Below are 21,678 nucleotides of genomic sequence, written 5' to 3' on the forward strand. Positions count from 1 at the left end.
GTGCGTACAGGTGGCCAGACGGGGCGCACGGGCCCCGACGCCCCTACCGCGCAAGGAGTCCAGATGCACAAGCGGATCGGTGCCGCAGTCGCCGGAACGGCCGCTGCCCTCCTCCTCGTCACCGCCTGCGGCGGGTCGAACGGCTACGACCAGGCGAGCAGCGTGGCGCCGGCGGCCCAGCAACAGGACGCGGCCCAGTCGGCCACCTCGCAGCCCGGCTCCGGGACCACCTCCGGCGACTACGGGTACGACAGCGAGACCTCGGCCGACCCCTCCTCGGGCACCGACGACGGATACGCCGGCGGTACGGACGACAGCTCCGACAGCGGCAGCGCGGACGCCGCCTCCGACAAGAAGTGGCCCATCCTCTCCGTCGTCAACGACGCCAACCTGGGTGACATCCTCGTCGACTCCAAGGGCCGCACCCTGTACCGCTTCGACAAGGACACCGACTGGCCGATGGTGTCCAACTGCACCGGCGAGTGCCTCAAGAAGTGGCCGGCGGCCAAGCCCGTCACCAAGGCGCAGGCCGAGGCCGCCGGTCTCAACCCCAAGCTCGTCAGCACCTACACCCGTCCGGACGGCACCAAGCAGCTGTCGTACAACTGCTGGCCCGTCTACTGGTACACCGGTGACACCAAGCCCGGCGACACCAACGGCCACGGCGTGGGCGGCACCTGGTGGGCGATGGGCGCCAACGGCAAGAAGGCCAACGGCGGCAAGCCGATCCGCTGACCCGGGCGGGCGGCGGGCGCCCGACGCTCAGTCCGCCACACCGGACTCGGCGAGCACCTTGTCGATCCGCACCCGCACCAGGAGTTCACCGGGCACCCCATTGCGCGCCCCGAACTCCTCGGCGACGTCCTCGCCCATGTAGCGGGCGGCGAGCCGGGTGGCCCACTCCCGCAGGGGACCGGGCTCCTCGCTCACCTCAGCCCGTCCCCGCAGGACCACGTACGCGAACGGCGGCCGGTCATCGTCCACGCACAGGGCGACCCGGCCGTCGCGCGTGATGTTGCGGCCCTTGACCGTGTCCTTGCCCGTGTTGAACACGACGTCGTCGCCGTCCAGCAGGAACCAGACGGGCGCCACATGGGGCGTGCCGTCCGCCCGCGTCGTCGCCAGCTTCCCCGTACGTGTCCCGGCGGAGACGAAGGCCCGCCACTCTTCCTCGGTCATCCTGTGTCCCATGCCCCCATCCTGCCCCGGACGGCGGCGGACGGCCTCAGGACCCGCTGGAGGGGTGCGGCGGCTCGACCTCCTGGTAGAGCGGCACGTCCACCCGACCGCGTCGCAGCAGCCGGCGCCAGAGCACCGGGTCGTACTCCTGCGGCGTGGTGGTGGCGAGGAAGTCCTCCAGTACGTCGACGAAACGCCCGGGCGCGTCATGGTGCGGGAAATGCCCGGCGTCCTCGAACAGCTCCAGCCGGCTGCCCGGCATCGCGGTGTGCGCCCTCAGCGCATGACGCACCGGGATCACCGCGTCGTGCTCGCCCCACATGATGAGGGTCGGCAGGCCCGCCGTCAGATAGCTGCGGTCCATCATCGTGATGACCTGCCCCCGCAGGTCCACGCCGGCGCGCAGGGTGCGCAGGAAGGCCTGACGCGCCTTGGAGCTGTCCAGCATGAGGTAGCGCTCCAGGACGTAGTCGAAGTCGTGGCGGCCCAGCCCGAGCCCGCCGGTGGTGCGCAGCAGCGGCGCGAGCAGCCGCAGCGCCCCGCGCACGGGCGGCGAAGTCGCCAGCGGCAGCGTCACTTCGGAACCCGGCCCCGCGGCGAGCCGCAGCAGCGGGTGCACCTCCGGCCCCAGACCGCCGCCGCCCACGATCACCAGGCGTTCGCACCGCTCCGGGAACTGGTAGGCGAACTGCATCGCCACGCCCGCCCCGAGCGAGTGGCCCACGACCGACACCCGGTCGACGTCCAGCACGCCCAGCAGGTCGCGCATGCCGCACGCGTAGGCCGCCACCGCGTAGTCGGCGCGGGGCTGCTCGCTGTCACCGTGGCCCAGCAGGTCCGGGGCGATGACCGTGTGCCGCCGCCCCAGCCGGGGCAGGATGTGCGCCCACGTCGCCGACGAGTCGCCGAGGCCGTGGATCAGCAGCAGCGGCGGCCCGCTGCCGCCCAGCCGGAACGCGCGCCGGTAGCCGTGGATGTCGCGATGGACCAGAGGAACGCCCTGAGAACCGTCCTCCGTGTCCGGGGCGGGACCGTAGACCCGGCGTACGACCTGTCCCCGTTCCATGCGTCCAGCGTGCGACAGCGGGGTTTCGCCCGCAATGCCGCGCCGTTAGCGCGGCGTGAACGCGCTTGCGGTGGGAGGGGGTGGGGCCGGGCAGGGTACGTCGCTCCGTCGCGTCCCGCACCTGAGGGCGTCCGGTGGGAAGGGATTGTGAGATGTCACAGTCGGCGCCACGAAGGGGGCGTTCGTGGGTCAGACTGTGCCCCTCCCCATCGAACCCATGGTCGACCGAGGACCTCACGCATGCGCCTGCGCCCCCGCACCATCCGCACGCAACTCGTGGTACTTCTCCTGGTGCCGCTGCTCTCGCTGGCGGGTCTGTGGACATACAGCACCTTCACCTCGGTGCGCGGGGCCTTCGCCCTCATGGGGATCGCCGACACCTACCGCTACTACGGGACACCCGCGGACGACCTGGGGCGCGCCCTGCAGGTCGAGCGGCGCGTCGCCGTCGCCTATGTGGCGTCCGACGGCGCGAGCGGCGGGCCCGAGTTGGAGAGCGCCGAGCGCACCACCGACAGGCTGCTCGCGGTCGTCCGCGACCACGCGCGCGAGCAGGCGCAGGGAACCGAGCTCGACCTCGCCCAGCGGCAGCGGATCACCGAACTGATCACCGCCGCGAAGGACCTGGCGCCGCTGCGCGAGGACGTCCGGCAGCGCGACGTCGGCTGGTCGATGACGCTCCACCGCTACTCGGCTGTGATCGACCCCATCTTCCGGCTGCGCGGATCGCTCGCCGCGCTCCAGAGCGGCGAGGTCGCCCGGCAGGGCGGCTTCGTCATCGACCTGGTACGGGCCAGGGAACTGCTGTCCCGCGAGGACGCCATGCTCACCGCCGCGCAGCTCGGTCCCGCCATGACCGGCAGCCAGTACCGCGAGTTCATCGGCACCATCGACGGGCGCAAGCTGCTGCACTCCATCGTCGACCCGGAGTTGACCAAGGCCGCCAAGGAGCGGCTCGACGAGTTCGAGGGCGGCAGCGTCGCCTGGACATTGGACTCCATGGAGGCCGCGGCGCGCGGGGCGGGCGCCAAGGACGTCGGCCTGGTCGTCTCCCAGGACCGCTGGCGCCAGAACGCGGACCGGGCCCTGGCCGAACTCAGCGACATCAACGTCGACGCCGCCCGCGAGGTCGGCGAGCGGGCCCGCGACGACGGCATGGACGTGCTCGTGCGGACCGGCGCGGTCAGCCTCGCCGGACTGTTCCTCGTCGTGCTGTCGGTCGTCATCTCCCTGCTCATCGGGCGCGGCATCGCCCGCCGCCTCACGCTGCTGCGCAACCAGGCCCTGGAGCTGTCCGGGAGGCGCCTGCCGGAGGTGCTCCGCAGGCTCCGCGCCGGCGAGGAACTCGACGACGCCGCGGTCGCGCGGGCCGCACCCGACCTGCGCTTCGGCGCCGACGAGATCGGACAGGTCGGCCGGGCCTTCAACAACGCCCAGCGCGCCGCCGTCCAGGCGGCCGTCGACCAGGAGAAGCTGCGCCGCGGGGTCTCCGCCGTCTTCACCAACCTGGCCCGCCGAAGCCAGGTGCTGCTGCACCGTCAGCTGACGCTGCTCGACGCCATGGAACGCCGCTCCGGAGACCCGGCGGACCTGGACGACCTGTTCCGTGTCGACCACATCGCCGTCCGCATGCGCCGGCACGCCGAGGGCCTGCTGATCCTCTCCGGCAACGCACCCGGCCGGGCCTGGCGCCGCCCGGTCCGGCTCGCGGAGGTGGCGCGTGCCGCGGTCGGCGAGGTCGAGCACTACCAGCGGGTCGTCGTCCGGCGCATGCCCCGGGTGGCGCTGACCGGCCCCGCGATCGCCGACGTGCTGCACCTGCTGGCGGAACTCATCGACAACGCCACCGCCTTCTCGCCGCCCGACACCAAGGTCGAGGTGCGCGGCGAGGTCGTCGCGGGTGGCTACGTCCTGGAGGTCGAGGACCGCGGCCTGGGCATGAGCGCCGAGCGGCTCGCCCAGGCCAACAACGAACTCGGCGAGGCCGGCGCGGGAACGGAGCTCCCGGAGACGGACCGGCTGGGCCTGTTCACCGTCGGGCGGCTCGCCGCGCGGCAGGGGGTGCGCGTCACCCTGCGCCGCGGGCGGTTCGACGGCACGGTCGCGGTGGTGTTCGTCCCGCAGTCGGTGCTCGTGGACGCCTCGGGCGACGACCTGGAGACCGGCGAGCAGGTGCTCCGCCCGCGGGCCGTGCCCGAGCCGCCGGGGACGGACCGGGCCGACACGGCGCCGCGCACACCACGGCCGCGGCGGGGACCGACCAGGCCGCGCGAGGAGGGGCGCACCGGGACGGGGTTGCCGAAGCGGCAGCGGCAGGCCAGTCTCGTAGCGCAACTGAGGGACGACGGGGCGCACCAGAGCCCGGCGGAGTCGCTTGGCGGGGGAGACGAAAGGGAACGATCTCCGGAAGAGGCTCGTTCCACCATCACGGCGTTCGCCCGCGGCCTGGCCCGCGGCAGGGACGCCGCAGCACCGCAAGGGACAGCGGAGACCGGGGAGAACGGGGGATGACGGTGAGCAGTGGACTCACATGGCTGATGGACGATCTGACAGAGCGGGTGCCGCACGTCAGGCACGCGCTGGTGCTCTCCGGCGACGGTCTGGTGACCGGGGCGAGCACCAGTCTGGACCGTGCCACGGCCGAGCACCTGGCCGCCGTCTCGTCCGGGTTCCACAGTCTCGCCAAGGGCGCGGGCCGGCACTTCGACGCGGGCGGCGTGCGGCAGACGATGGTCGAGTTCGACGACGGCTTCCTGTTCGTCACGGCCGCGGGCGAGGGCAGTTGCCTGTCGGTGCTCAGCGGTGTGCAGGCCGACGTCGGGCAGATCGCCTACGAGATGACCCTCATGGTCCACCGGGTCGGTGAACACCTCGGTGTCACGCCGCGCCGGCACGACGCGGCGGCACCGGGGGAGTGATGAAGCATGAACCCGAGCCCGCCGGGAGACGAGGGCGCGCTCTGGTATGACGACGAGGCCGGTCCGATGGTGCGCGCCTACACCATCACCGGCGGCCGCACCCGGCCGGACTCCGACGGTGACGTCGACCTGATCGCCGTCATGGTCCCGGCCGTCGGTAAGGCCCCGGACGACCACCTCGACGAGGAGCACCTGGCCCTCCTGGACCTGTGCCGGGACAGCCCGCTCACCGTGGCCGAACTGGCCGCGGACGCCGACCTCGCGCTCGGCGTCGTCCGCGTGCTGCTCGGCGACCTCCTCCGGGACGGCCACCTGCGGGCCATCCGGCCCGTGCCGCCGGCCGAACTGCCCGACGTGGGGCTGCTCAAGGACGTCATCGACGGCCTGCGCGCCCTGTGAGCCGGGCCGCCGCTGCGGCGGCGGCGTTGTCGGACCCCGGGCGTACGGTGACCGCATGGAGGGGATCACGTACGTCCGGGGGGACGCCACCGCGCCGCAGGGCAAGGGCGTCAAGCTGATCGTCCACGTCTGCAACGACCTGGGCGGCTGGGGCAAGGGATTCGTGGTCGCGCTCTCCCGCCGCTGGCCGGAACCCGAGGCCGCGTACCGGCGGTGGCACCGCGAGCGCGCCGGCAACGACTTCGCCCTGGGTGCCGTCCAGTTCGTCCGTGTCAGCGAGTCGGTCTGGGTGGCAAATCTCGTCGGGCAGCGCGGCATCCGCAGGGGCAGCCAAGGCGTGCCCGTGCGGTACGAGGCGATCGACGCGGGGCTGGCCCTGGTGGCGGAGAAGGCGGCGGAGCTGGGCGCGTCCGTGCACATGCCGCGCATCGGGTGCGGGCTCGCGGGCGGCCGGTGGGAGCGGGTTGCGCCCTCGGTCGAGGGGCGGCTCGTGCGCCGTGGGATCTCCGTGACCGTGTACGACCACGGGGCGTGACGCGGAGTTATCCACAGGCCCGGGCGGATGTCGCCGGGAGGACCTATCGTCGTGACTGTCAGTGATGGGTCGCTACGGAAGGTCAGGGGGAGTGGCATGGCTGTCAAGGAGACCGTCGTCCGGGAGGCGCTCGGCATGCAGCGCGCCCGGGAGGAACTGTGCCTGGAAGCCGAGGAGTTCGAGGTCGCGCTGCAGACCGGCGAGGTACGTACGGCGCCGGCCGTCGGCGGGCGCCGACGTGTCGTACGGGAGGACGTGGACCGGCTGCGCGCGGAGGAGGGCTTTCCCGACCGGCTGCGCGCGCGGCTGGAGTTGGTGGGCAGCATCGAGGGCGCGGCGCTGATCGGGATCAGCCGGGAGCGCTTCACCCGGCTCGCCAAGGGAGGCTTCCTCCGCCCCGTCCGCTGGTACGTCAACCGCTACCGCGCCGTGGTGTGGCTCTACCTCGCCGAGGACGTACGGCGGTTCGCCCGGGCCCATCCCGCCCTGCTGGAGGGCAGGCTGCCCGCCGAGCTGCGCGACGCCCTCGACGAGGGCGAGGACCACCGCGCCCGCGGCTGGCGGGCCCGCCGTGTCGAGGAACTCGTGCGCGACGCGGAGGGCGCCTGGGGCGAGGCGGCCGCCTGGTCCGCCCTGCTCGGCCCGGAACTGGCCGCCGACGCGGTGCCGGACACCCGAGAGCGGGCCTACCTGCGCCGGCTCTGCCCGGCGCTCCCACCGGGGAGTACGGGCTCCTACGCCACCCGTGAGGTCATCGAGGCCCAGACCGTCGCCGGCCACCCCGACGAGATCACCTTCGCCCAGGTCTCGCTCGCCGACGCGCTCCTCAGAGCCCGTGCCTCCCGCCCCGCCCCGCGTCCCGAGCGTGCCGCCCCAGCCGACATCCCAGCCGTCACCCCAGGCCCGCCGATCGCCCCGCCGCCCCCTGCCCCGCCTCCCCCTCCGCCCACGGCGCCGCGCAGCCGCTGGCGACGCCTCCTCGGACTGGGGTGACGGGACAGCCCCTCACACCGCGTGCCACCAGGCGGTGATGACGACGTCGTGACCGATCGAATCGTCGAGGGCGGGCGCGGTGGAGTGCGAGGCCGACGATGCACCGAAAAGCAGGTGCGACGGGGCGGCGACAGGGGTGAGACTGCTCGGGCCGGCCGGCGCCGTCGTGTGCCCGCCATCCCCTTCATCTCCGAGGAGCCCGCGCTTGCAGGGTGTTGTCACCGTCTCGCCTTCCCAGGTGCCCGAGCTGCTGCTCAACCTGGCCACCGTCCGCCCGGTCTTCCTGTGGGGCGCCCCGGGCATCGGGAAGTCCTCCCTGGTCAGGGAGTTCGCTGACTCTCTGGGACTGGATTGCGTGAGTCTCATCGGGACGCAGCTGGCTCCGGAGGACCTCATCGGCGTACCGCAGATCGTCGACGGCCGCTCACGTTTCTGCCCCCCGGAGACGATCGCCCGCGACGAGCCGTACTGCCTCTTCCTCGACGAGCTGAACGCGGCCACCCCCGATGTCCAGAAGGCCTTCTACTCGCTGATCCTCGACCGCCGCATCGGCTCGTACGAGCTGCCGCCCGGCAGCATCGTGATTGGTGCGGGCAACCGTGCCACCGACAACGCGCTGGCACGGCCGATGGCATCCGCCCTGGTCAACCGGCTTGCGCACGTCCATCTGCGGGCCTCCGCGGCGGACTGGCTGGTCTGGGCGGCGGGCGCGGGTATCCATCCGTGGATCACCGACCACCTCACCGACCGGCCGGACCACCTGTGGTCCGCGCCGCCCAAGACCGAGGAGCCGTTCTCCACCCCGCGCGCCTGGCACATGCTCTCCGACGCGCTGCACTCCTTCGGACCAGCCCTGGACGAGGAGACGTTGAAGGTGCTGGCCTACGGGACGCTCACCCCGGCGCACGCCACGGCCTTCTGCGGTTACGTCAAGATCGTGCGGCACTCGTACGGGCTGGACGCCATCCTCAAGGGGGACGCTTCCTGGCCGCGCCGCATCGAGGACCGCGACCTGCTCTACTACCTCGCCGACTCCTTCCGTGGGCGTCTGATCAAGGAGTTGCCGGCGCAGCGGGAGCACGCTTCCCCGGCCGTGCGGCAGATGGCCTACCGGGCCAAGTCGCTGCTGGTGCAGTTGGCGGAGATCTCGGTCGAGGTCGCCCAGACCGTGATCGCCGACGGTGACGACGACAACCCGGTGCTGCCCTCCTGGTTCCTGCTGGAGGCCGCCCGCGACATGCCGCGCCTGGTCGAGGCGCGCCGGTGAGCGGCGCGCGCGGCGACAGGTCCCGGGCGCGGTCGGCACCCCGCAAGGACCCCGCGGCCGAGGCGTTCGCCGCCGGCGTCGACCTGCTGCGCCGCAACACCGCCCTCGCCGCGCTCTCCGCCGTCAACGGCCGTCTGTGCCGCAGCGAGGAGTGCGAGGAGCACCCTCGCGACGGCTGGGCCTCCGTCACCTCCAACGGCATCGTGCACGCCGACCCCCTGCGCCGCGCGGACCCGCAGGAGTGGGCATGGGTGCTGGCGCACTGCCTCCTGCACCTGGGCTTCGGGCACGTACCGGCCGCCAGGGGCCCGCGAGAGCAGCCCGACCGGTTCGACGTCGCCGCCCGCTGCGCGGTGGTCAACCGCTTCCTGGACACCTTCCCCGTGGGCCGGGCGCCCGTCGCGCTGCCCCCGGTGTTCCCGGACGGCGACGAGGAACAACTGGCCGCACGCTGGCGCCGCGACGGCATCCCCGCCGGGTTCGCGGCGTGCGGCACCGCAGGCCCGCAGCCGGACCAGGTGCTCCACCCCTGGCAACCGTCCTGGAGCGCGCCGGAGGACTGGACCGTCGCCTTCGCGAGCGCCCTGACCCGGACGATGTCGGCGGCCATGGACGTCGCCGGAGGCCGCCGCGAGGAGCTCACCGGTGCGCGGCGCCCGCTGCGTCCCTGGGAGCGCGCCCTGAGCTGGTTCGTCTCCTCCTACCCGCTGCTCGGCGGCATCGCCGCCGGGATGACTCTGGTCGCCGACGCCGAACTCGCCCGCGCCCAGCGGATCTCGGTGGCGGCGGTCAACGCAGAGGCGGGGGAGATCTACCTCAACCCTCTGTGCCGGTTCACCGACGAGGAATGGCGGTTCATCCTTGCCCACGAGATGCTGCACGCCGCGCTGCGCCACGGCGACCGCCGGGGCGGCCGGGACCCGTACCTGTTCAACGTCGCCGCCGACTATGTGATCAACGGCTGGCTGCTGGAGATGGGCGTCGGGCAGATGCCCGAGGGGCTGTTGCACGACCCCGCCCTGGCCGGACTGTCCAGCGAAGAGGTCTACGACCGCATCGCGCGGGACGAGCGGCGGTTGCGCCGTCTCGCCACGCTGCGCGGCAAGGGCCTCGGGGACGTGCTCGGGGAGCCGCTGCCGCGCCCCGGGGAGACCGCCCCCACGTGGGTCGACCTGGACGAGTTCTACCGGCGCGGGCTGCTCCAGGGTTTCGAACTGCACCACCGCGAGCGCGGACTCCTGCCCGCCGGACTCGTCGAGGAGATCCGCGCGCTGTCCCACCCACCGCTGCCGTGGGACGCCAGGCTCGCCCGCTGGTTCGACGAGTACGTGCCCCGTCCCGAGGCGGTGCGCAGTTTCGCCCGTCCGGCCCGCCGGCAGGCGTCCACACCGGACATCCCCCGGGCCGGCCGCAGCCACCCGCCGCAGGAAGTGGCCCGCTGCACCTTCGGCGTGGTGCTGGACACGTCCGGGTCCATGAGCCGGGCGCTGCTCGGCAAGGCGCTCGGCGCCATCGCGTCCTACGCCACCGCCCGTGACGTGACCGCCGCCCGCGTGGTGTTCTGCGACGCCGCCCCCTTCGACGCGGGCTCCCTGGCGGTGACCGAGATCGCCCACCGGGTACGCGTCAGGGGCCGTGGCGGAACCGTGCTGCAGCCCGGTGTCGACCTCCTCCAGCGCGCCCCGGACTTCCCGCCGGCGGCCCCGGTCCTGCTGATCACGGACGGCGATTGCGACGTCCTGCGGATACGCCGCGAACACGCCTTCCTGATCCCCCGGGACGCCCGCCTTCCGTTCACGCCCAAGGGACCGGTCTTCCGCATGCGCTGAGGCCCGGTCGGCGCAAGGAGGCCCCAGGCGCCGGAGCCGGAACCGGAACCGGTACCCGACGGGCACCGGCTCCCGGGACCCTCAGCCGCCGTGCTTCCGGAACAGCCCCTCCTGGACCACGGAGACCAGAAGGCGGCCCTCGCGGTCGTAGATGCGGCCGCGGGCCAGGCCGCGCGCGCCGGTCGCGACGGGGGACTCCTGGTCGTACAGGAACCACTCGTCGGCACGGAACGGCCGGTGGAACCACATCGCGTGGTCCAAGGAGGCCATGTCGAAGCCGCGCGGCCCCCACAGCGGCTCGACCGGTACGCGCACGGCGTCCAGCAGCATCATGTCGCTGGCGTAGGTGAGGGCGCAGGTGTGCACCAGCGGGTCGTCGCCGAGCGGGCCCACCGCGCGCATCCAGACCGCGCTGCGCGGCTCGGCGCCCTCGATCTCCTGGGCGGTCCAGCGCAGGCGGTCCACGTAGCGGATGTCGAACGGCTGCCGTCGCGCCATCCGCTCCAACTGCTCGGGCAGTTCGCCAAGGTGTTCGCGCAGTTCGTCGCTCAGCTTCGGCAGGCTCTCCGGGTCCGGGACCTCGCGCATCGGCAGCTGGTGCTCGAACCCGGGCTCCGGCACGTGGAAGGAGGCGGTCAGGTTGAAGATCGTCCGGCCCTGCTGCACCGCGACCACGCGCCGCGTCGTGAAGGAGCGGCCGTCGCGGATCCGCTCCACCTGGTACACGATCGGCATCCCGGGGCGCCCCGGGCGCAGGAAGTACGCGTGCAGGGAGTGCACCGGACGGCTGCCGTCCGTGGTGCGCCCGGCCGCGACCAGCGCCTGGCCCGCCACCTGTCCGCCGAACACCCGCTGGAGGCGTTCCTGGGGGCTCTGCCCGCGGAAGATGTCCTCCTCGATCCTCTCCAGGTCGAGGAGGTCCACCAGCCGCTCGGCGGGGTTGGTCATCGGGCGTGCTCCTTCGTGCGGGTGCTCGTCCTCGCGGTCACAGCGCGCCCACGGCCGTCACCTTGACCACCGCGCGGCCCTCCTCGTCGGAGGCGGTGAGGTCGATCTCGGCGGAGATGCCCCAGTCGTGGTCGCCGTCGGGGTCCGCGAAGGTCTGGCGGACCTTCCACAGCCCCTCGTCGGGACGCTCCTCGATCTGCAGCAGCTTCGGGCCGCGCGCGTCGGGCCCGGTGCCCAGGTCCTCGTACTCGTCCCAGTAGGCGTCCATGGCCTCGGCCCAGGCGTCGGCGTCCCAGCCGGACCCGGCGTCCATCTCTCCGAGTTCGCCGAACCGCTCCAGCGCGGCCAGCTCCACCCGGCGGAACAGGGCGTTGCGCACCAGGACCCGGAAGGCCCGGGCGTTGGCCGTGACGGGCTTGACCTGGTCGGCCCGCTCCTGGGCCTCCTCGGCCGTCATCTCCCCGGGGTTGGCGAGCTGCTCCCACTCGTCCAGCAGGCTGGAGTCGACCTGACGGACCAGCTCGCCGAGCCAGGCGATCAGGTCCTGCAGGTCCTCGGACTTCAGGTCGTCCGGGACGGTGTGCTCCAGCGCCTTGTACGCGCTGGCCAGGTAGCGCAGCACGATGCCCTCGGTCCGGGCGAGCTCGTAGTGGGAGACGAACTCGGTGAAGGTCATCGCCCGTTCGTACATGTCGCGTACGACCGACTTGGGCGACAGCGGGTGGTCGCCGACCCACGGGTGGCTCTTGCGGTAGACGCCGTAGGCGTGCGACAGCACCTCCTCCAGCGGCTTGGGGTAGGAGATGTCCTGGAGCCGCTCCATCCGCTCCTCGTACTCCACCCCGTCGGCCTTCATGGCGGCGACGGCCTCGCCGCGCGCCTTGTTCTCCTGGGCGGCGAGGATCTGCCGTGGGTCGTCGAGGGTCGACTCGATCACCGACAGCATGTCCAGCGCGTAGGAGGGCGAGTCCGGGTCCAGCAGCTCGAACGCGGCCAGCGCGAAGGTGGACAGCGGCTGGTTGAGCGCGAAGTCCTGCTGCAGGTCCACCGTCAGCCGGACGATGCGCCCCTCCTCGTCGGGCTCGTCCAGCCGCTCCACGACCCCGCCGGCCAGCAGTGAGCGGTAGATCGCGATGGCCCGCCGGATGTGCCGCAGCTGGGACCTGCGGTCCTCGTGGTTGTCCTCCAGCAGCCGCCGCATCGCGTCGAAGGCGTTGCCGGGGCGGGCGATGACCGACAGCAGCATCGCGTGGGTGACCCGGAACCGGGAGGTCAGCGGCTCGGGATCGGAGGCGATGAGCTTCTCGAAGGTGCTCTCCGTCCACCCGACGAAGCCCTCGGGCGCCTTCTTGCGCACCACCTTGCGGCGCTTCTTGGGGTCCTCGCCGGCCTTCGCGAGGGCCTTCTCGTTCTCGATCACGTGCTCCGGCGCCTGGGCGACCACGAAGCCCGACGTGTCGAAGCCGGCCCGCCCGGCGCGGCCCGCGATCTGGTGGAACTCACGGGAGCGCAGCACACGGACGCGGCTGCCGTCGTACTTGGTGAGGGCGGTGAAGAGCACCGTGCGGATGGGCACGTTGACGCCGACACCGAGGGTGTCCGTGCCGCAGATGACCTTCAACAGGCCCGCCTGCGCCAGCTTCTCCACCAGGCGCCGGTACTTGGGCAGCATGCCGGCGTGGTGCACCCCGATGCCGTGCCGGACGTAACGCGACAGGTTGCGGCCGAACTTCGTGGTGAAGCGGAAGTTCCCGATGAGTTCCGCGATGGCGTCCTTCTCGGCGCGCGTGCACATGTTGATGCTCATCAGCGCCTGCGCCCGCTCCACGGCCGCCGCCTGCGTGAAGTGCACGATGTAGACCGGGGCCTGGCGGGTCTCCAGCAGCTCGGTCAGCGTTTCGGTGAGCGGGGTCAGCCGGTACTCGTACGACAGCGGGACCGGCCGCGTCGACGAGCGCACGACGGACGTGGGCCGGCCGGTACGGCGGGTGAGGTCCTTCTCGAAGCGCGTGACGTCGCCGAGCGTCGCCGACATCAGCAGGAACTGCGCCTGCGGCAGCTCCAGCAGGGGGATCTGCCACGCCCAGCCCCGGTCCGGCTCGGCGTAGAAGTGGAACTCGTCCATGACGACCTGGCCGATGTCCGCGTCCTTGCCGTCCCGGAGCGCTATCGACGCCAGCACCTCCGCCGTGCAGCAGATGACGGGCGCGTCCGGGTTGACGGAGGCGTCGCCGGTCAGCATGCCGACGTTCTCGGTGCCGAAGAGCTTGCACAGGTCGAAGAACTTCTCCGACACCAGCGCCTTGATCGGGGCGGTGTAGAAGGTGACCTCGTCCCGGGCGAGCGCGGCGAAGTGCGCACCGGCCGCGACCAGGCTCTTCCCCGAGCCGGTGGGGGTGGACAGGATGACGTTCGCCCCTGAGACCACCTCGATCAGCGCTTCCTCCTGAGCGGGGTAGAGGGAGATGCCCCGGCCCTCCGCCCAGGACGAGAAGGCCTCGAAGAGGGCGTCGGGATCGGGCTCTGCAGGCAGCTGATCGATGAGGGTCACACCCCCATCTTGCCTGTCCCCGGGACCAGGGGAGGAACCGGCGGTACGGAGGAAGATCGACCGGCGGTATGGTGTGCCGTCGATTACGCGTCAACTCCGCCTGCAGGCGGGTCGAAAGGGGCGGGGCACACCATGATGGGACCGGCGCACTCTATCTCCGGAGCGGCGGCATGGCTGGGGGTGGGAGCACTCGCCGCCGCGCTCGACCACCCGATGCCCTGGCCGACGCTCGTGGTCGGCGCACTGATCTGTGCCGGCGCCGCCCTCGCCCCCGACCTCGACCACAAGGCGGCCACGATATCGCGTGCCTTCGGGCCGGTCTCCCGGTGGTTCTGCGAGATCATCGACAAGCTCTCGTACGCGACCTACAAGGCCACGCGCAAGGCCGGTGACCCGCGCCGTTCCGGTGGTCACCGCACACTGACCCATACCTGGGTGTGGGCCGTCGCGATCGGCGGGGGCGCCTCGCTGATCGCCGTGTACGGCGGGCGCTGGGGGGTCCTGGCGATCCTGTTCGTGCACGCCGTGCTCGCCGTCGAGGGCCTGCTGTGGCGGCAGGCCCGGGTCTCCAGCGACATCCTGGTGTGGCTGCTCGGCGCCACCAGCGCCTGGGTGCTGGCCGACGTGCTGGACGGCACCGAGAACGGCAAGGGCTGGCTGTTCACCGAGCCCGGGCAGCAGTACCTGTGGATCGGCATCCCCATCGTGCTCGGCGCCCTCGTGCACTGCATCGGCGACGCCCTGACCGTCTCGGGCTGCCCGATCCTGTGGCCCATCCCGATCGGCCGCAAGCGCTGGTTCCCGCTGGGCCCGCCGAAGGCCATGCGGTTCCGCGCGGGCAGCTGGGTCGAGATCAAGGTGCTCACGCCGATCTTCTTCGCCGCCGGCGGACTGGGCGCGCTGGGGGCACTCGGCATCTTCGGCGGCTGAGCCCGCCGCCCCCGCCACCCCCGTGGCCCCGGCCGTCGCAGGACGGCCGGGGCCACGCGCATCACCACGGACGGGTTCCGGCCTCACCGTGCCAGGACCGCCACAGGGCGGCGTAGGCGCCGTCGGCCTCCACCAGCTGGTGGTGGCTGCCCAGCTCGCTGATCCGGCCGTCCTCGACCACCGCGATCAGGTCCGCGTCGTGCGCGGTGTGCAGCCGGTGCGCGATGGCCACCACGGTCCTGCCGTCCAGCACACGGGCCAGCGACCGTTCCAGATGGCGGGCCGCGCGCGGGTCCAGCAGCGAGGTGGCCTCGTCCAGCACCAGGGTGTGCGGGTCGGCGAGGACCAGTCGCGCCAGCGCCACCTGCTGCGCCTGGGCCGGGGTCAGCGCGGCGCCGCCCGAGCCGACCTCGGTGTCCAGGCCGTCGTCGAGCGCCCGTGCCCAGCCCTCGGCGTCGACCGCGGTGAGCGCCGCCCACAGCTCGTCGTCACCCGCTCCCGCGCGGGCCAGCAGCAGGTTGTCGCGGAGCGTGCCGACGAAGACGTGGTGCTCCTGGTTGACCAGGGCCACGTGCTCGCGGACCCGTTCCGCGGGCATCCGGGCCAGCTGGGCGCCGCCCAGGGTGATCTCGCCGGCCCGCGGGCTGTAGATCCCGGCCAGCAGCCGCCCCAGCGTCGACTTGCCCGCCCCCGACGGGCCGACCAGGGCCAGCCGGGTGCCGGGGCGGACCCGCAGGCTCACCCCGTGCAGCACGTCGCTGCCGGCGCGGTAGCCGAAGCGCACCTCGTCGGCGTGGACGTCGCGGCCGTCCGGCGCCACCCGCTCGTCCCCGGCGCCCTGCTCGACCTCCCGGACGCCGACCAGCCGGGCCAGCGACACCTGGGCCACCTGCAGCTCGTCGTACCAGCGCAGGATGAGGTTGATCGGGTCGACCAGCATCTGCGCGTACAGCGCGCCCGTCGTCAGCTCGCCCACCGTCACGCGGCCGTGCAGGACCAGCGTCCCGCCGATCAGCAGCACCGCCGCGAGGATCAGCATGTACGTCACGTTGATCACCGGGAAGAGCACGCTGCGCAGCCACATCGTGTAGCGCTCCCACGCCACCCACTGGCGGATGCGGATGCGCGACAGCTCCTCGCGGCGGTCGCCGAGCCGGTGCGCCTCGATGGTGCGCCCGGCGTCCACCGACTCCGCCAGGACCGCCGAGACGGCCGCGTAGCCGGCGGCCTCCGATCGGTACGCCCGCGGTGCGCGCCGGAAGTACCAGCGGCAGCCGGCGAGCAGCACCGGTACGGCCACCAGCACCGCCAGTGCCAGCGGCGGCGAGGTGACCGTCAGCGCGCCGAGCAGCAGGCCGCTCCACACCACGGCGATCGCCAGCTGCGGTACGGCCTCCCGCATCGCGTTGGACAGCCGGTCGATGTCGGTGGTGATGCGGGACAGCAGGTCGCCCGTGCCCGCCCGCTCCAGGACGCCGGGGGGCAGCCCCACGGACCGTACGAGGAAGTCCTCGCGCAGGTCCGCCAGCATCCGCTCGCCCAGGATCGCGCCGCGCAGCCGCACCTCACGGACGAACACCGTCTGCACGGCGAGCGCGACGGCGAACAGTGCCATGGTGCGTCCGATGTGCAGGTCGCGGCGGCCCGCCGCCAGGTCCTCGACGAGGCCGCCCAGCAGGTAGGGGCCGACCATCGAGGCGACGACGGCGACGGTGTTCACCGAGACGAGCACGGCGAACGCACCCCGGTGCCGCCGGGCCAGCTCGCCGACGTAACCGCGCACCGTGGCGGGCGAGCCCACCGGCAGGGTCGTCACGTGCCGTGGCGCGGCCGGGTCGTATTCCGGCGGTTTCACGCCGATCATGCGGTTTCCTCGGCTTTCTCGAGACGTGCGGATTCCTCGGGGGCCTGCTCGGTCTCGCGGGTGACCACCGCGCGGTAGCCGAGGTCGGACCGGAGCAGTTCGCGGTGCGTGCCGGACGCGCGCACCGTGCCGTCCTCGACGAACACCACCCGGTCGGCGCGGTCCAGCAGCAGCGGACTGGAGGTGAGGACCACCGTCGTCCGGTCGGCGCGCAGCAGCCTGATGCCCTGGGCGATCCGGGCCTCGGTGTGCGTGTCGACGGCGCTGGTCGGCTCGTCCAGCACCAGGACCTCCGGATCGGCGACGAGCGACCGGGCCAGCGCCAGCCGCTGCCGCTGGCCGCCGGACAGGGACCGTCCGCGCTCGGTGATGCGGGAGCGCATCGGGTCCCCCGAGTCGTCCACCGAGGCCTGGGCCAGTGCGTCGAGCACGTCGCCGCACTGCGCCGCCGCGAGGGCCTCGGCCGCGGTGACCTGGCCGGAGGCGGGCACGTCCAGCAGTTGGGTCAGTGTTCCCGACAGCAGCACCGGGTCCTTGTCCTGGACCAGCACGGCCGCGCGGGCCGCCGCGAGCGGCAGGTCGTCCAGCGCCGTTCCGCCGAGCAGCACCGAGGGGACGTCCCCGGTCCCGGCCGGGCTGTGCCCGCCCAGCCGGTCGGCGAGGGCACCGGCCGCGTCCGGGTCCCCGCACACCACGGCGGTCAGTTCCCCGGCCGGGGCGAGCAGCCCCGTCAGCGGGTCGTGGAGGTCGCCCGCCGGCAGCGGTCCCGTGCCCGCCGTGACTCCGCCGTCGTCGCCCGCGGTGTCCCGCCGCAGTGTCAGCACGGCGGCGGCGCGCTTGGCGGACGGCCGGGAGAAGGAGTACGCCATCGCGATCTCCTCGAAGCCCCGCAGCGGGAACAGCAGGAAGACCACCGTCCCGTAGACGGTGACCAGTTCGCCCACCGTGATCCGTCCGTCCAGCGCCAGCCGCGCGCCGTACCAGGTCACCGCAAGCAGCAGCAGGCCGGGCAGGGCCACTTGCACGGCGCTGATCAGCGCCCACATCCGGGCGTTGCGGACGGCGGCGCTGCGGACCTCCTGCGAGGCCCGCCGGTAGCGGGACAGGAACAGCTCCTCGCCGCCGATGCCGCGCAGCACCCGTAGTCCGGCCACGGTGTCGGAGGCGAGTTCCGTGGCCTTGCCCGCCTTGGCCCGCTGCTCGTCGGCGCGCCGCGTCGCGTGCGGCAGCAACGGCAGCACGGCCAGGGCCAGTACGGGGACACCCGCGGCCACGATCAGCCCCAGCTCGGGCCGGTACACCAGCAGGGCGACGGTGACGCCGACGGTCGCCAGCAGGGAGCAGGCGAAGCGGGCCAGCGCCTCGACGAACCAGCCGATCTTCTCGACGTCGCCGGTGCTCACCGCGACGACCTCGCCCGCCGCGACCCGCCGGGTGAGCAGAGAGCCCAGTTCGAGGGTCTTGCGCGACAGCAGGAGCTGCACCCGGGCGGCCGCGGAGATCCAGTTGGTGACGGCGGTGCGGTGCAGCATGGTGTCGCCGACGGCGGTCACCGCGCCCAGGGCGAGGATCAGGCCGCCCGCGAGCGCGAGCCGTCCGCCGGAGCCGTCGACGACGGCCTGCACGGCGATGCCGACGGCGGCCGGGAAGCAGGCCACGGCCGCCATGTGGAGGGTGCCCCACAGCGTGGCCTTGATCTGGCCACCGATCTGGCGCCGTTCAAGCCAGAGCAGGAAACGGAAGCCGGAGCGGGTGTCGGGGACACCCGGGTCGGCATGGGGGAGAGCGCGTAGCGACATGACGTCCCGACATCGATGCTGGGGTGGGAGGAGACGTGCCAGCGTCGCGTCACCGAGGTGACGAATTCAACCCGTTTTTTCCGGGGCGGGGCGGAACGGGACACGGTCCGCATCCGTCCTCACCGAAGGGTGCGAAGATGGAACGCGACTTCAGGGAAGAGGGGCGGTTCGAGTGAGGCGTGGGGCGGGGACGGTGGCCGTCGCGGCGGCGCTTGTGCTGCTCGTCGGCTGTGCCGGTGGCGCGGAGGAGCATCGGGACACGTCGGGGCACGCCGTGAAGCAGCCGCCGCGCGCCACCCAGGCGGCTGCCACGCGTGGGATACCGGGCGTCGGCCCCGCGCTGCGCTCCCGCGTCCCCGCCGACTCCCGCCAGGTCGTCGCGGTGTACGGGGAGGCCGCGGGATCCGCCGACTCGACCATCGTGCTGTACACCCGGCAGGGCGACCTGTGGAAGCGCGAGCGCTCGTGGTCCGGGCACAACGGCAAGGGCGGCTGGACGACCGACCACCACGAGGGGGACAAGAAGAGCCCCGTGGGTGTCTTCACGCTCTCGGACGCGGGCGGTGTCCTGCCCGAGCCGCAGGCCAGGCTCCCGTACCACCACTCGTCCGCCTTCGCCGCGCCGCGGTCGTGGTCCCGGTCGCACTGGCACGACTTCGACCTCGTCATCGCCATCGACTACAACCGGGTCAAGGGCACCTCCCCGCTGGATCCCACCCGCCCCCAGGGCCAGTCCAAGGGCGGCAGTATCTGGCTGCACATGGACCACGGCAGCGGCACGTCGGCGTGCGTCAGCCAGTCCAAGGCCGACATGGAGTACCTGCTGCGCACGCTGGATCCGGCGCTGCACCCGGTCGTGGTGATGGGGGACCGGGAGCACCTGGCGGCCTGACGGCAGTTCAGGACAGCCTTCCGCAGGGACGGTAGGCCCTCTGCAAGAGCGAAGCAGACTGTTTCCGCAAGAAGTTGAAAGTTTTTCCACGCGACATATTGACGCTACCCGTCCGCGGGGCCAGTCTCCTACCCGGAGTTCCCACGGGCGGGAGCTCCGCCCCCACACTCGATGGCCCGGCGCGTGGCTGTCTTCGGGGCACCTTTGTGCCCGAACACGAAGGAGCCGCACCATGAGATCGCGTTTTCTGCGCGCGGGTCTGGCCGCCCTGCTCAGCACGGCCGGGCTCGTCGGCGTCTCGCAGCAGCCGGCCCAGGCAGCACCGCCCGGAAGCAAGGACGTCACCGCCACCCTCTTCGAGTGGAAGTTCGCCTCGGTCGCCAAGGAGTGCACCAACACCCTCGGCCCGGCCGGGTACGGCTACGTCGAGGTGTCGCCGCCCCAGGAGCACGTCCAGGGCGCGCAGTGGTGGACCTCCTACCAGCCCGTCAGCTACCGCATAGCGGGCCGGCTGGGTGACGGGACGGCCTTCAAGAACATGGTCGACACCTGTCACGCGGCCGGGGTCAAGGTCATCGCCGACGCCGTCGTCAACCACATGAGCGCCGGCTCGGGCACCGGCACCGGAGGCACGTCGTACGGCAAGTACACCTACCCGGGGTACTACCAGGACCAGGACTTCCACTCCTGCCGGACGAACATCTCCGACTACACCAACCGCGACAACGTCCAGAACTGCGAACTCGTCGGGCTCTCGGACCTGAACACCGGCAGCGACTACGTGCGCTCGACCATCGCCGCGTACCTGAACGGCCTCATCGCGCTGGGCGTCGACGGATTCCGCATCGACGCGGCCAAGCACATCGCGGCGGCCGATCTCTCCGCGATCAAGGCCAAGCTCAGCAACCCCTCCGTCTTCTGGGCACAGGAGGTCATCTACGGTTCCGGGGAGGCCGTGCAGCCCGGCGAGTACACCGGCACCGGTGACGTCGACGCCTTCCAGGGCGCCTACGACCTCAAGCGGATCTTCACCGGCGAGAAGCTCGCCTACCTCAGCAACTGGGGCGCGTCATGGGGTGCGGGCTACCTCGCGAGCGGCAGTTCGCGCACCTTCGTCGACAACTGGGACACCGAGCGCAACGGTTCGACCCTCACCTACAAGGCGGGCGCGACCTACACCCTGGCCAACGTCTACATGCTGGCCTGGCCCTACGGCTCGCCCAACGTGTACTCCGGCTACGAGTTCTCCGACAACGACGCGGGCCCGCCCAACGGCGGCACCGTCAACGCCTGCTACAGCGACGGCTGGAAGTGCCAGCACGCCTGGCCGCAGATCGCGGGCATGGTCGGCTTCCGCAACGCGGTCGCCGGCACCGCGGTGACCAACTGGTGGTCCAACGGCAACAACGCCATCGCCTTCGGGCGCGGCAGCAAGGGCTACGTCGCGATCAACCACGAGAGCGGTTCCCTCACGCAGACCTTCACCACCTCGCTGCCCGCCGGCACCTATTGCGACGTGCAGCACAGCGGCGCCACCTACACCGTCGGCTCGGACGGCAGGTTCACCGCCACCATCGGCGCCAACGACGCGGTGGCGCTCTACACCGGCGCCCCCTGCGGCAGCGGAGGCGGCGGCACGACGCCCGCGAGCGGTGCGTCCTTCTCGGTCAACGCCACCACGGTGTGGGGCCAGAACGTCTACGTCGTCGGCAACAACGCCGCCCTCGGCAACTGGAACACCGGCAACGCCCTGCCGCTGTCCTCGGCGGCCTACCCGGTGTGGAAGCTCGACGTCTCCATGGGCGCGGGCACGTCCTTCGAGTACAAGTACATCAAGAAGGACGGCAGCGGGAACGTCACCTGGGAGTCCGGCGGCAACCGTACGGCGACCGTCCCCGCGAGCGGCAAGGTGACGCTGGGCGACACCTGGCGGACCTGACCCCTCCCTGCGCTCCAGCGCCTCAGCAACGACCCGGCGCGGTGTCCAAGACGGCGAGCAACGCCGTCAGGGCATCGCGCTGGTCCGTGTCCAGGGGGGAGAGCAGCTCCTCGGCCGCCGCCCGGCGGGCGCGGCGCAGCCGCCGCACGGCGTCGTCGCCCTCCTCGGTGAGCTCGATGCGCACCACCCTGCGGTTGACCGGGTCGGGCGCCCTGCGGACCAGCCCCCGCTCCTCCAGGGCGTCGGTCAGGCTCGTCACCGCGCGCGGCACGACGTCCAGCCGCTCGGCCAGGTCGGCCATCCGGGGCGCGGTCCCGCTCTTGAGGCTGTGGGCGACCGTGCGCAGCATGCGTGCCTGGGCCGGGGTGATGCCCACCGGCTCCAGGTGCCGCCGCTGTGCGCGGTGCAGCCGGCGGGTCAGCCACAGCAGCTGGTCGGCGAGGCGCCCGGTGCTCTCGTCGGTGTCCGCGGTGGACGTGAGGGATTCCATGGTCAGAGGGTATCAGGATGCGGTTCATTGTGAGCATAGGTAACAATGAACTACACTCTCATCGCCTTGACATGCCCGG

Annotated in this window: 18 protein-coding genes; 11 read left to right on the forward strand and 7 right to left on the reverse strand. The window is 72.4% G+C overall.

Going from position 1 to position 21,678, the window contains the following annotated elements:
• The first annotated feature begins 63 nt into the window (after positions 1 to 63).
• The gene (locus tag PV410_RS08080) at positions 64 to 735 is read left to right on the forward strand and encodes a hypothetical protein (RefSeq protein ID WP_499515454.1); all 672 of its coding nucleotides are present in this window, start codon (positions 64 to 66) and stop codon (positions 733 to 735) included.
• Between the two features lie 27 nt (positions 736 to 762).
• Here the strand turns inward: PV410_RS08080 and PV410_RS08085 are convergent, their stop codons facing one another.
• Together PV410_RS08085 and PV410_RS08090 are read right to left on the reverse strand one after the other, a co-directional pair.
• Complete coding sequence (locus PV410_RS08085; RefSeq protein ID WP_500323247.1) at positions 763 to 1,191, reverse strand: PPOX class F420-dependent oxidoreductase; 429 nt, start codon at positions 1,189 to 1,191, stop codon at positions 763 to 765.
• Between the two features lie 34 nt (positions 1,192 to 1,225).
• Positions 1,226 to 2,245: an alpha/beta fold hydrolase gene (locus tag PV410_RS08090; RefSeq protein ID WP_500323248.1), complete on the reverse strand. Its 1,020-nt coding sequence runs from the start codon at positions 2,243 to 2,245 to the stop codon at positions 1,226 to 1,228.
• Positions 2,246 to 2,485: 240 nt separating this feature from the next.
• Between PV410_RS08090 and PV410_RS08095 the strand changes: the two genes are divergently transcribed.
• From PV410_RS08095 to PV410_RS08125, 7 genes are all read left to right on the forward strand, one after another.
• A complete protein-coding gene (locus PV410_RS08095) occupies positions 2,486 to 4,756 on the forward strand; it encodes a sensor histidine kinase (RefSeq protein ID WP_500323249.1) in 2,271 nt (756 codons plus the stop codon).
• A complete protein-coding gene (locus tag PV410_RS08100; RefSeq protein ID WP_018562311.1) occupies positions 4,753 to 5,163 on the forward strand; it encodes a roadblock/LC7 domain-containing protein in 411 nt (136 codons plus the stop codon). The genes PV410_RS08095 and PV410_RS08100 overlap by 4 nt, the downstream gene beginning before the upstream one ends.
• A gap of 6 nt (positions 5,164 to 5,169) precedes the next feature.
• Complete coding sequence (locus PV410_RS08105; protein ID WP_500323250.1) at positions 5,170 to 5,562, forward strand: DUF742 domain-containing protein; 393 nt, start codon at positions 5,170 to 5,172, stop codon at positions 5,560 to 5,562.
• A gap of 55 nt (positions 5,563 to 5,617) precedes the next feature.
• Positions 5,618 to 6,097: a macro domain-containing protein gene (locus PV410_RS08110; protein ID WP_500323251.1), complete on the forward strand. Its 480-nt coding sequence runs from the start codon at positions 5,618 to 5,620 to the stop codon at positions 6,095 to 6,097.
• Positions 6,098 to 6,193: 96 nt separating this feature from the next.
• The gene (locus tag PV410_RS08115) at positions 6,194 to 7,090 is read left to right on the forward strand and encodes a DUF6397 family protein (RefSeq protein WP_500323253.1); all 897 of its coding nucleotides are present in this window, start codon (positions 6,194 to 6,196) and stop codon (positions 7,088 to 7,090) included.
• Positions 7,091 to 7,295: 205 nt separating this feature from the next.
• A complete protein-coding gene (locus PV410_RS08120) occupies positions 7,296 to 8,357 on the forward strand; it encodes an ATP-binding protein (RefSeq protein WP_499515461.1) in 1,062 nt (353 codons plus the stop codon).
• The gene (locus PV410_RS08125; protein WP_500323255.1) at positions 8,354 to 10,186 is read left to right on the forward strand and encodes a vWA domain-containing protein; all 1,833 of its coding nucleotides are present in this window, start codon (positions 8,354 to 8,356) and stop codon (positions 10,184 to 10,186) included. The genes PV410_RS08120 and PV410_RS08125 overlap by 4 nt, the downstream gene beginning before the upstream one ends.
• An 81-nt stretch (positions 10,187 to 10,267) precedes the next feature.
• Here PV410_RS08125 and PV410_RS08130 read toward each other — a convergent pair whose 3' ends face one another.
• Together PV410_RS08130 and PV410_RS08135 are read right to left on the reverse strand one after the other, a co-directional pair.
• Positions 10,268 to 11,134 carry an acyl-CoA thioesterase gene (locus PV410_RS08130; RefSeq protein WP_500323256.1) on the reverse strand — a complete coding sequence of 289 codons (867 nt, stop codon included), beginning with the start codon at positions 11,132 to 11,134 and terminating at the stop codon, positions 10,268 to 10,270.
• Positions 11,135 to 11,171: 37 nt separating this feature from the next.
• Positions 11,172 to 13,685, reverse strand: a complete 2,514-nt coding sequence (locus tag PV410_RS08135; RefSeq protein ID WP_500323257.1) for a DEAD/DEAH box helicase — start codon at positions 13,683 to 13,685, stop codon at positions 11,172 to 11,174.
• Between the two features lie 132 nt (positions 13,686 to 13,817).
• Between PV410_RS08135 and PV410_RS08140 the strand changes: the two genes are divergently transcribed.
• On the forward strand, positions 13,818 to 14,615 hold the full coding sequence (locus PV410_RS08140; RefSeq protein WP_500323259.1) for a metal-dependent hydrolase: 798 nt from the start codon (positions 13,818 to 13,820) through the stop codon (positions 14,613 to 14,615).
• 61 nt (positions 14,616 to 14,676) lie between these two features.
• On the opposite strand, the gene PV410_RS08145 is transcribed toward PV410_RS08140, so the two are convergent.
• Positions 14,677 to 16,479, reverse strand: coding sequence for an ABC transporter ATP-binding protein (locus PV410_RS08145; RefSeq protein WP_500323260.1), 1,803 nt, complete (start codon positions 16,477 to 16,479; stop codon positions 14,677 to 14,679).
• Positions 16,476 to 18,278, reverse strand: coding sequence for an ABC transporter transmembrane domain-containing protein (locus PV410_RS08150; protein ID WP_500323262.1), 1,803 nt, complete (start codon positions 18,276 to 18,278; stop codon positions 16,476 to 16,478). Before PV410_RS08150 ends, PV410_RS08145 begins: the two co-directional genes overlap by 4 nt.
• Before the next feature lie 274 nt (positions 18,279 to 18,552).
• Between PV410_RS08150 and PV410_RS08155 the strand changes: the two genes are divergently transcribed.
• Together PV410_RS08155 and PV410_RS08160 are read left to right on the forward strand one after the other, a co-directional pair.
• Complete coding sequence (locus tag PV410_RS08155) at positions 18,553 to 19,170, forward strand: L,D-transpeptidase family protein (RefSeq protein ID WP_500323263.1); 618 nt, start codon at positions 18,553 to 18,555, stop codon at positions 19,168 to 19,170.
• Positions 19,171 to 19,402: 232 nt separating this feature from the next.
• Positions 19,403 to 21,109, forward strand: a complete 1,707-nt coding sequence (locus PV410_RS08160; protein ID WP_500323264.1) for a carbohydrate-binding module family 20 domain-containing protein — start codon at positions 19,403 to 19,405, stop codon at positions 21,107 to 21,109.
• Positions 21,110 to 21,131: 22 nt separating this feature from the next.
• Here the strand turns inward: PV410_RS08160 and PV410_RS08165 are convergent, their stop codons facing one another.
• Positions 21,132 to 21,599, reverse strand: a complete 468-nt coding sequence (locus PV410_RS08165) for a MarR family winged helix-turn-helix transcriptional regulator (protein WP_500323265.1) — start codon at positions 21,597 to 21,599, stop codon at positions 21,132 to 21,134.
• Positions 21,600 to 21,678: the final 79 nt, after the last annotated feature.

The sequence above is a fragment of the Streptomyces sp. PA03-5A genome, assembly GCF_033792725.1.
In the GTDB taxonomy this organism is placed as follows: Bacteria; Actinomycetota; Actinomycetes; order Streptomycetales; family Streptomycetaceae; genus Actinacidiphila.

Coding starts and splice junctions, on each gene's coding strand:
- PV410_RS08080 (WP_499515454.1), top strand. CDS start 64: ATGCACAAGCGGATCGGTGCCGCAGTCGCCGGAACGGCCGCTGCCCTC.
- PV410_RS08085 (WP_500323247.1), bottom strand. CDS start 1,191: ATGGGACACAGGATGACCGAGGAAGAGTGGCGGGCCTTCGTCTCCGCC.
- PV410_RS08090 (WP_500323248.1), bottom strand. CDS start 2,245: ATGGAACGGGGACAGGTCGTACGCCGGGTCTACGGTCCCGCCCCGGAC.
- PV410_RS08095 (WP_500323249.1), top strand. CDS start 2,486: ATGCGCCTGCGCCCCCGCACCATCCGCACGCAACTCGTGGTACTTCTC.
- PV410_RS08100 (WP_018562311.1), top strand. CDS start 4,753: ATGACGGTGAGCAGTGGACTCACATGGCTGATGGACGATCTGACAGAG.
- PV410_RS08105 (WP_500323250.1), top strand. CDS start 5,170: ATGAACCCGAGCCCGCCGGGAGACGAGGGCGCGCTCTGGTATGACGAC.
- PV410_RS08110 (WP_500323251.1), top strand. CDS start 5,618: ATGGAGGGGATCACGTACGTCCGGGGGGACGCCACCGCGCCGCAGGGC.
- PV410_RS08115 (WP_500323253.1), top strand. CDS start 6,194: ATGGCTGTCAAGGAGACCGTCGTCCGGGAGGCGCTCGGCATGCAGCGC.
- PV410_RS08130 (WP_500323256.1), bottom strand. CDS start 11,134: ATGACCAACCCCGCCGAGCGGCTGGTGGACCTCCTCGACCTGGAGAGG.
- PV410_RS08140 (WP_500323259.1), top strand. CDS start 13,818: ATGATGGGACCGGCGCACTCTATCTCCGGAGCGGCGGCATGGCTGGGG.
- PV410_RS08145 (WP_500323260.1), bottom strand. CDS start 16,479: ATGATCGGCGTGAAACCGCCGGAATACGACCCGGCCGCGCCACGGCAC.
- PV410_RS08150 (WP_500323262.1), bottom strand. CDS start 18,278: ATGTCGCTACGCGCTCTCCCCCATGCCGACCCGGGTGTCCCCGACACC.
- PV410_RS08160 (WP_500323264.1), top strand. CDS start 19,403: ATGAGATCGCGTTTTCTGCGCGCGGGTCTGGCCGCCCTGCTCAGCACG.
- PV410_RS08165 (WP_500323265.1), bottom strand. CDS start 21,599: ATGGAATCCCTCACGTCCACCGCGGACACCGACGAGAGCACCGGGCGC.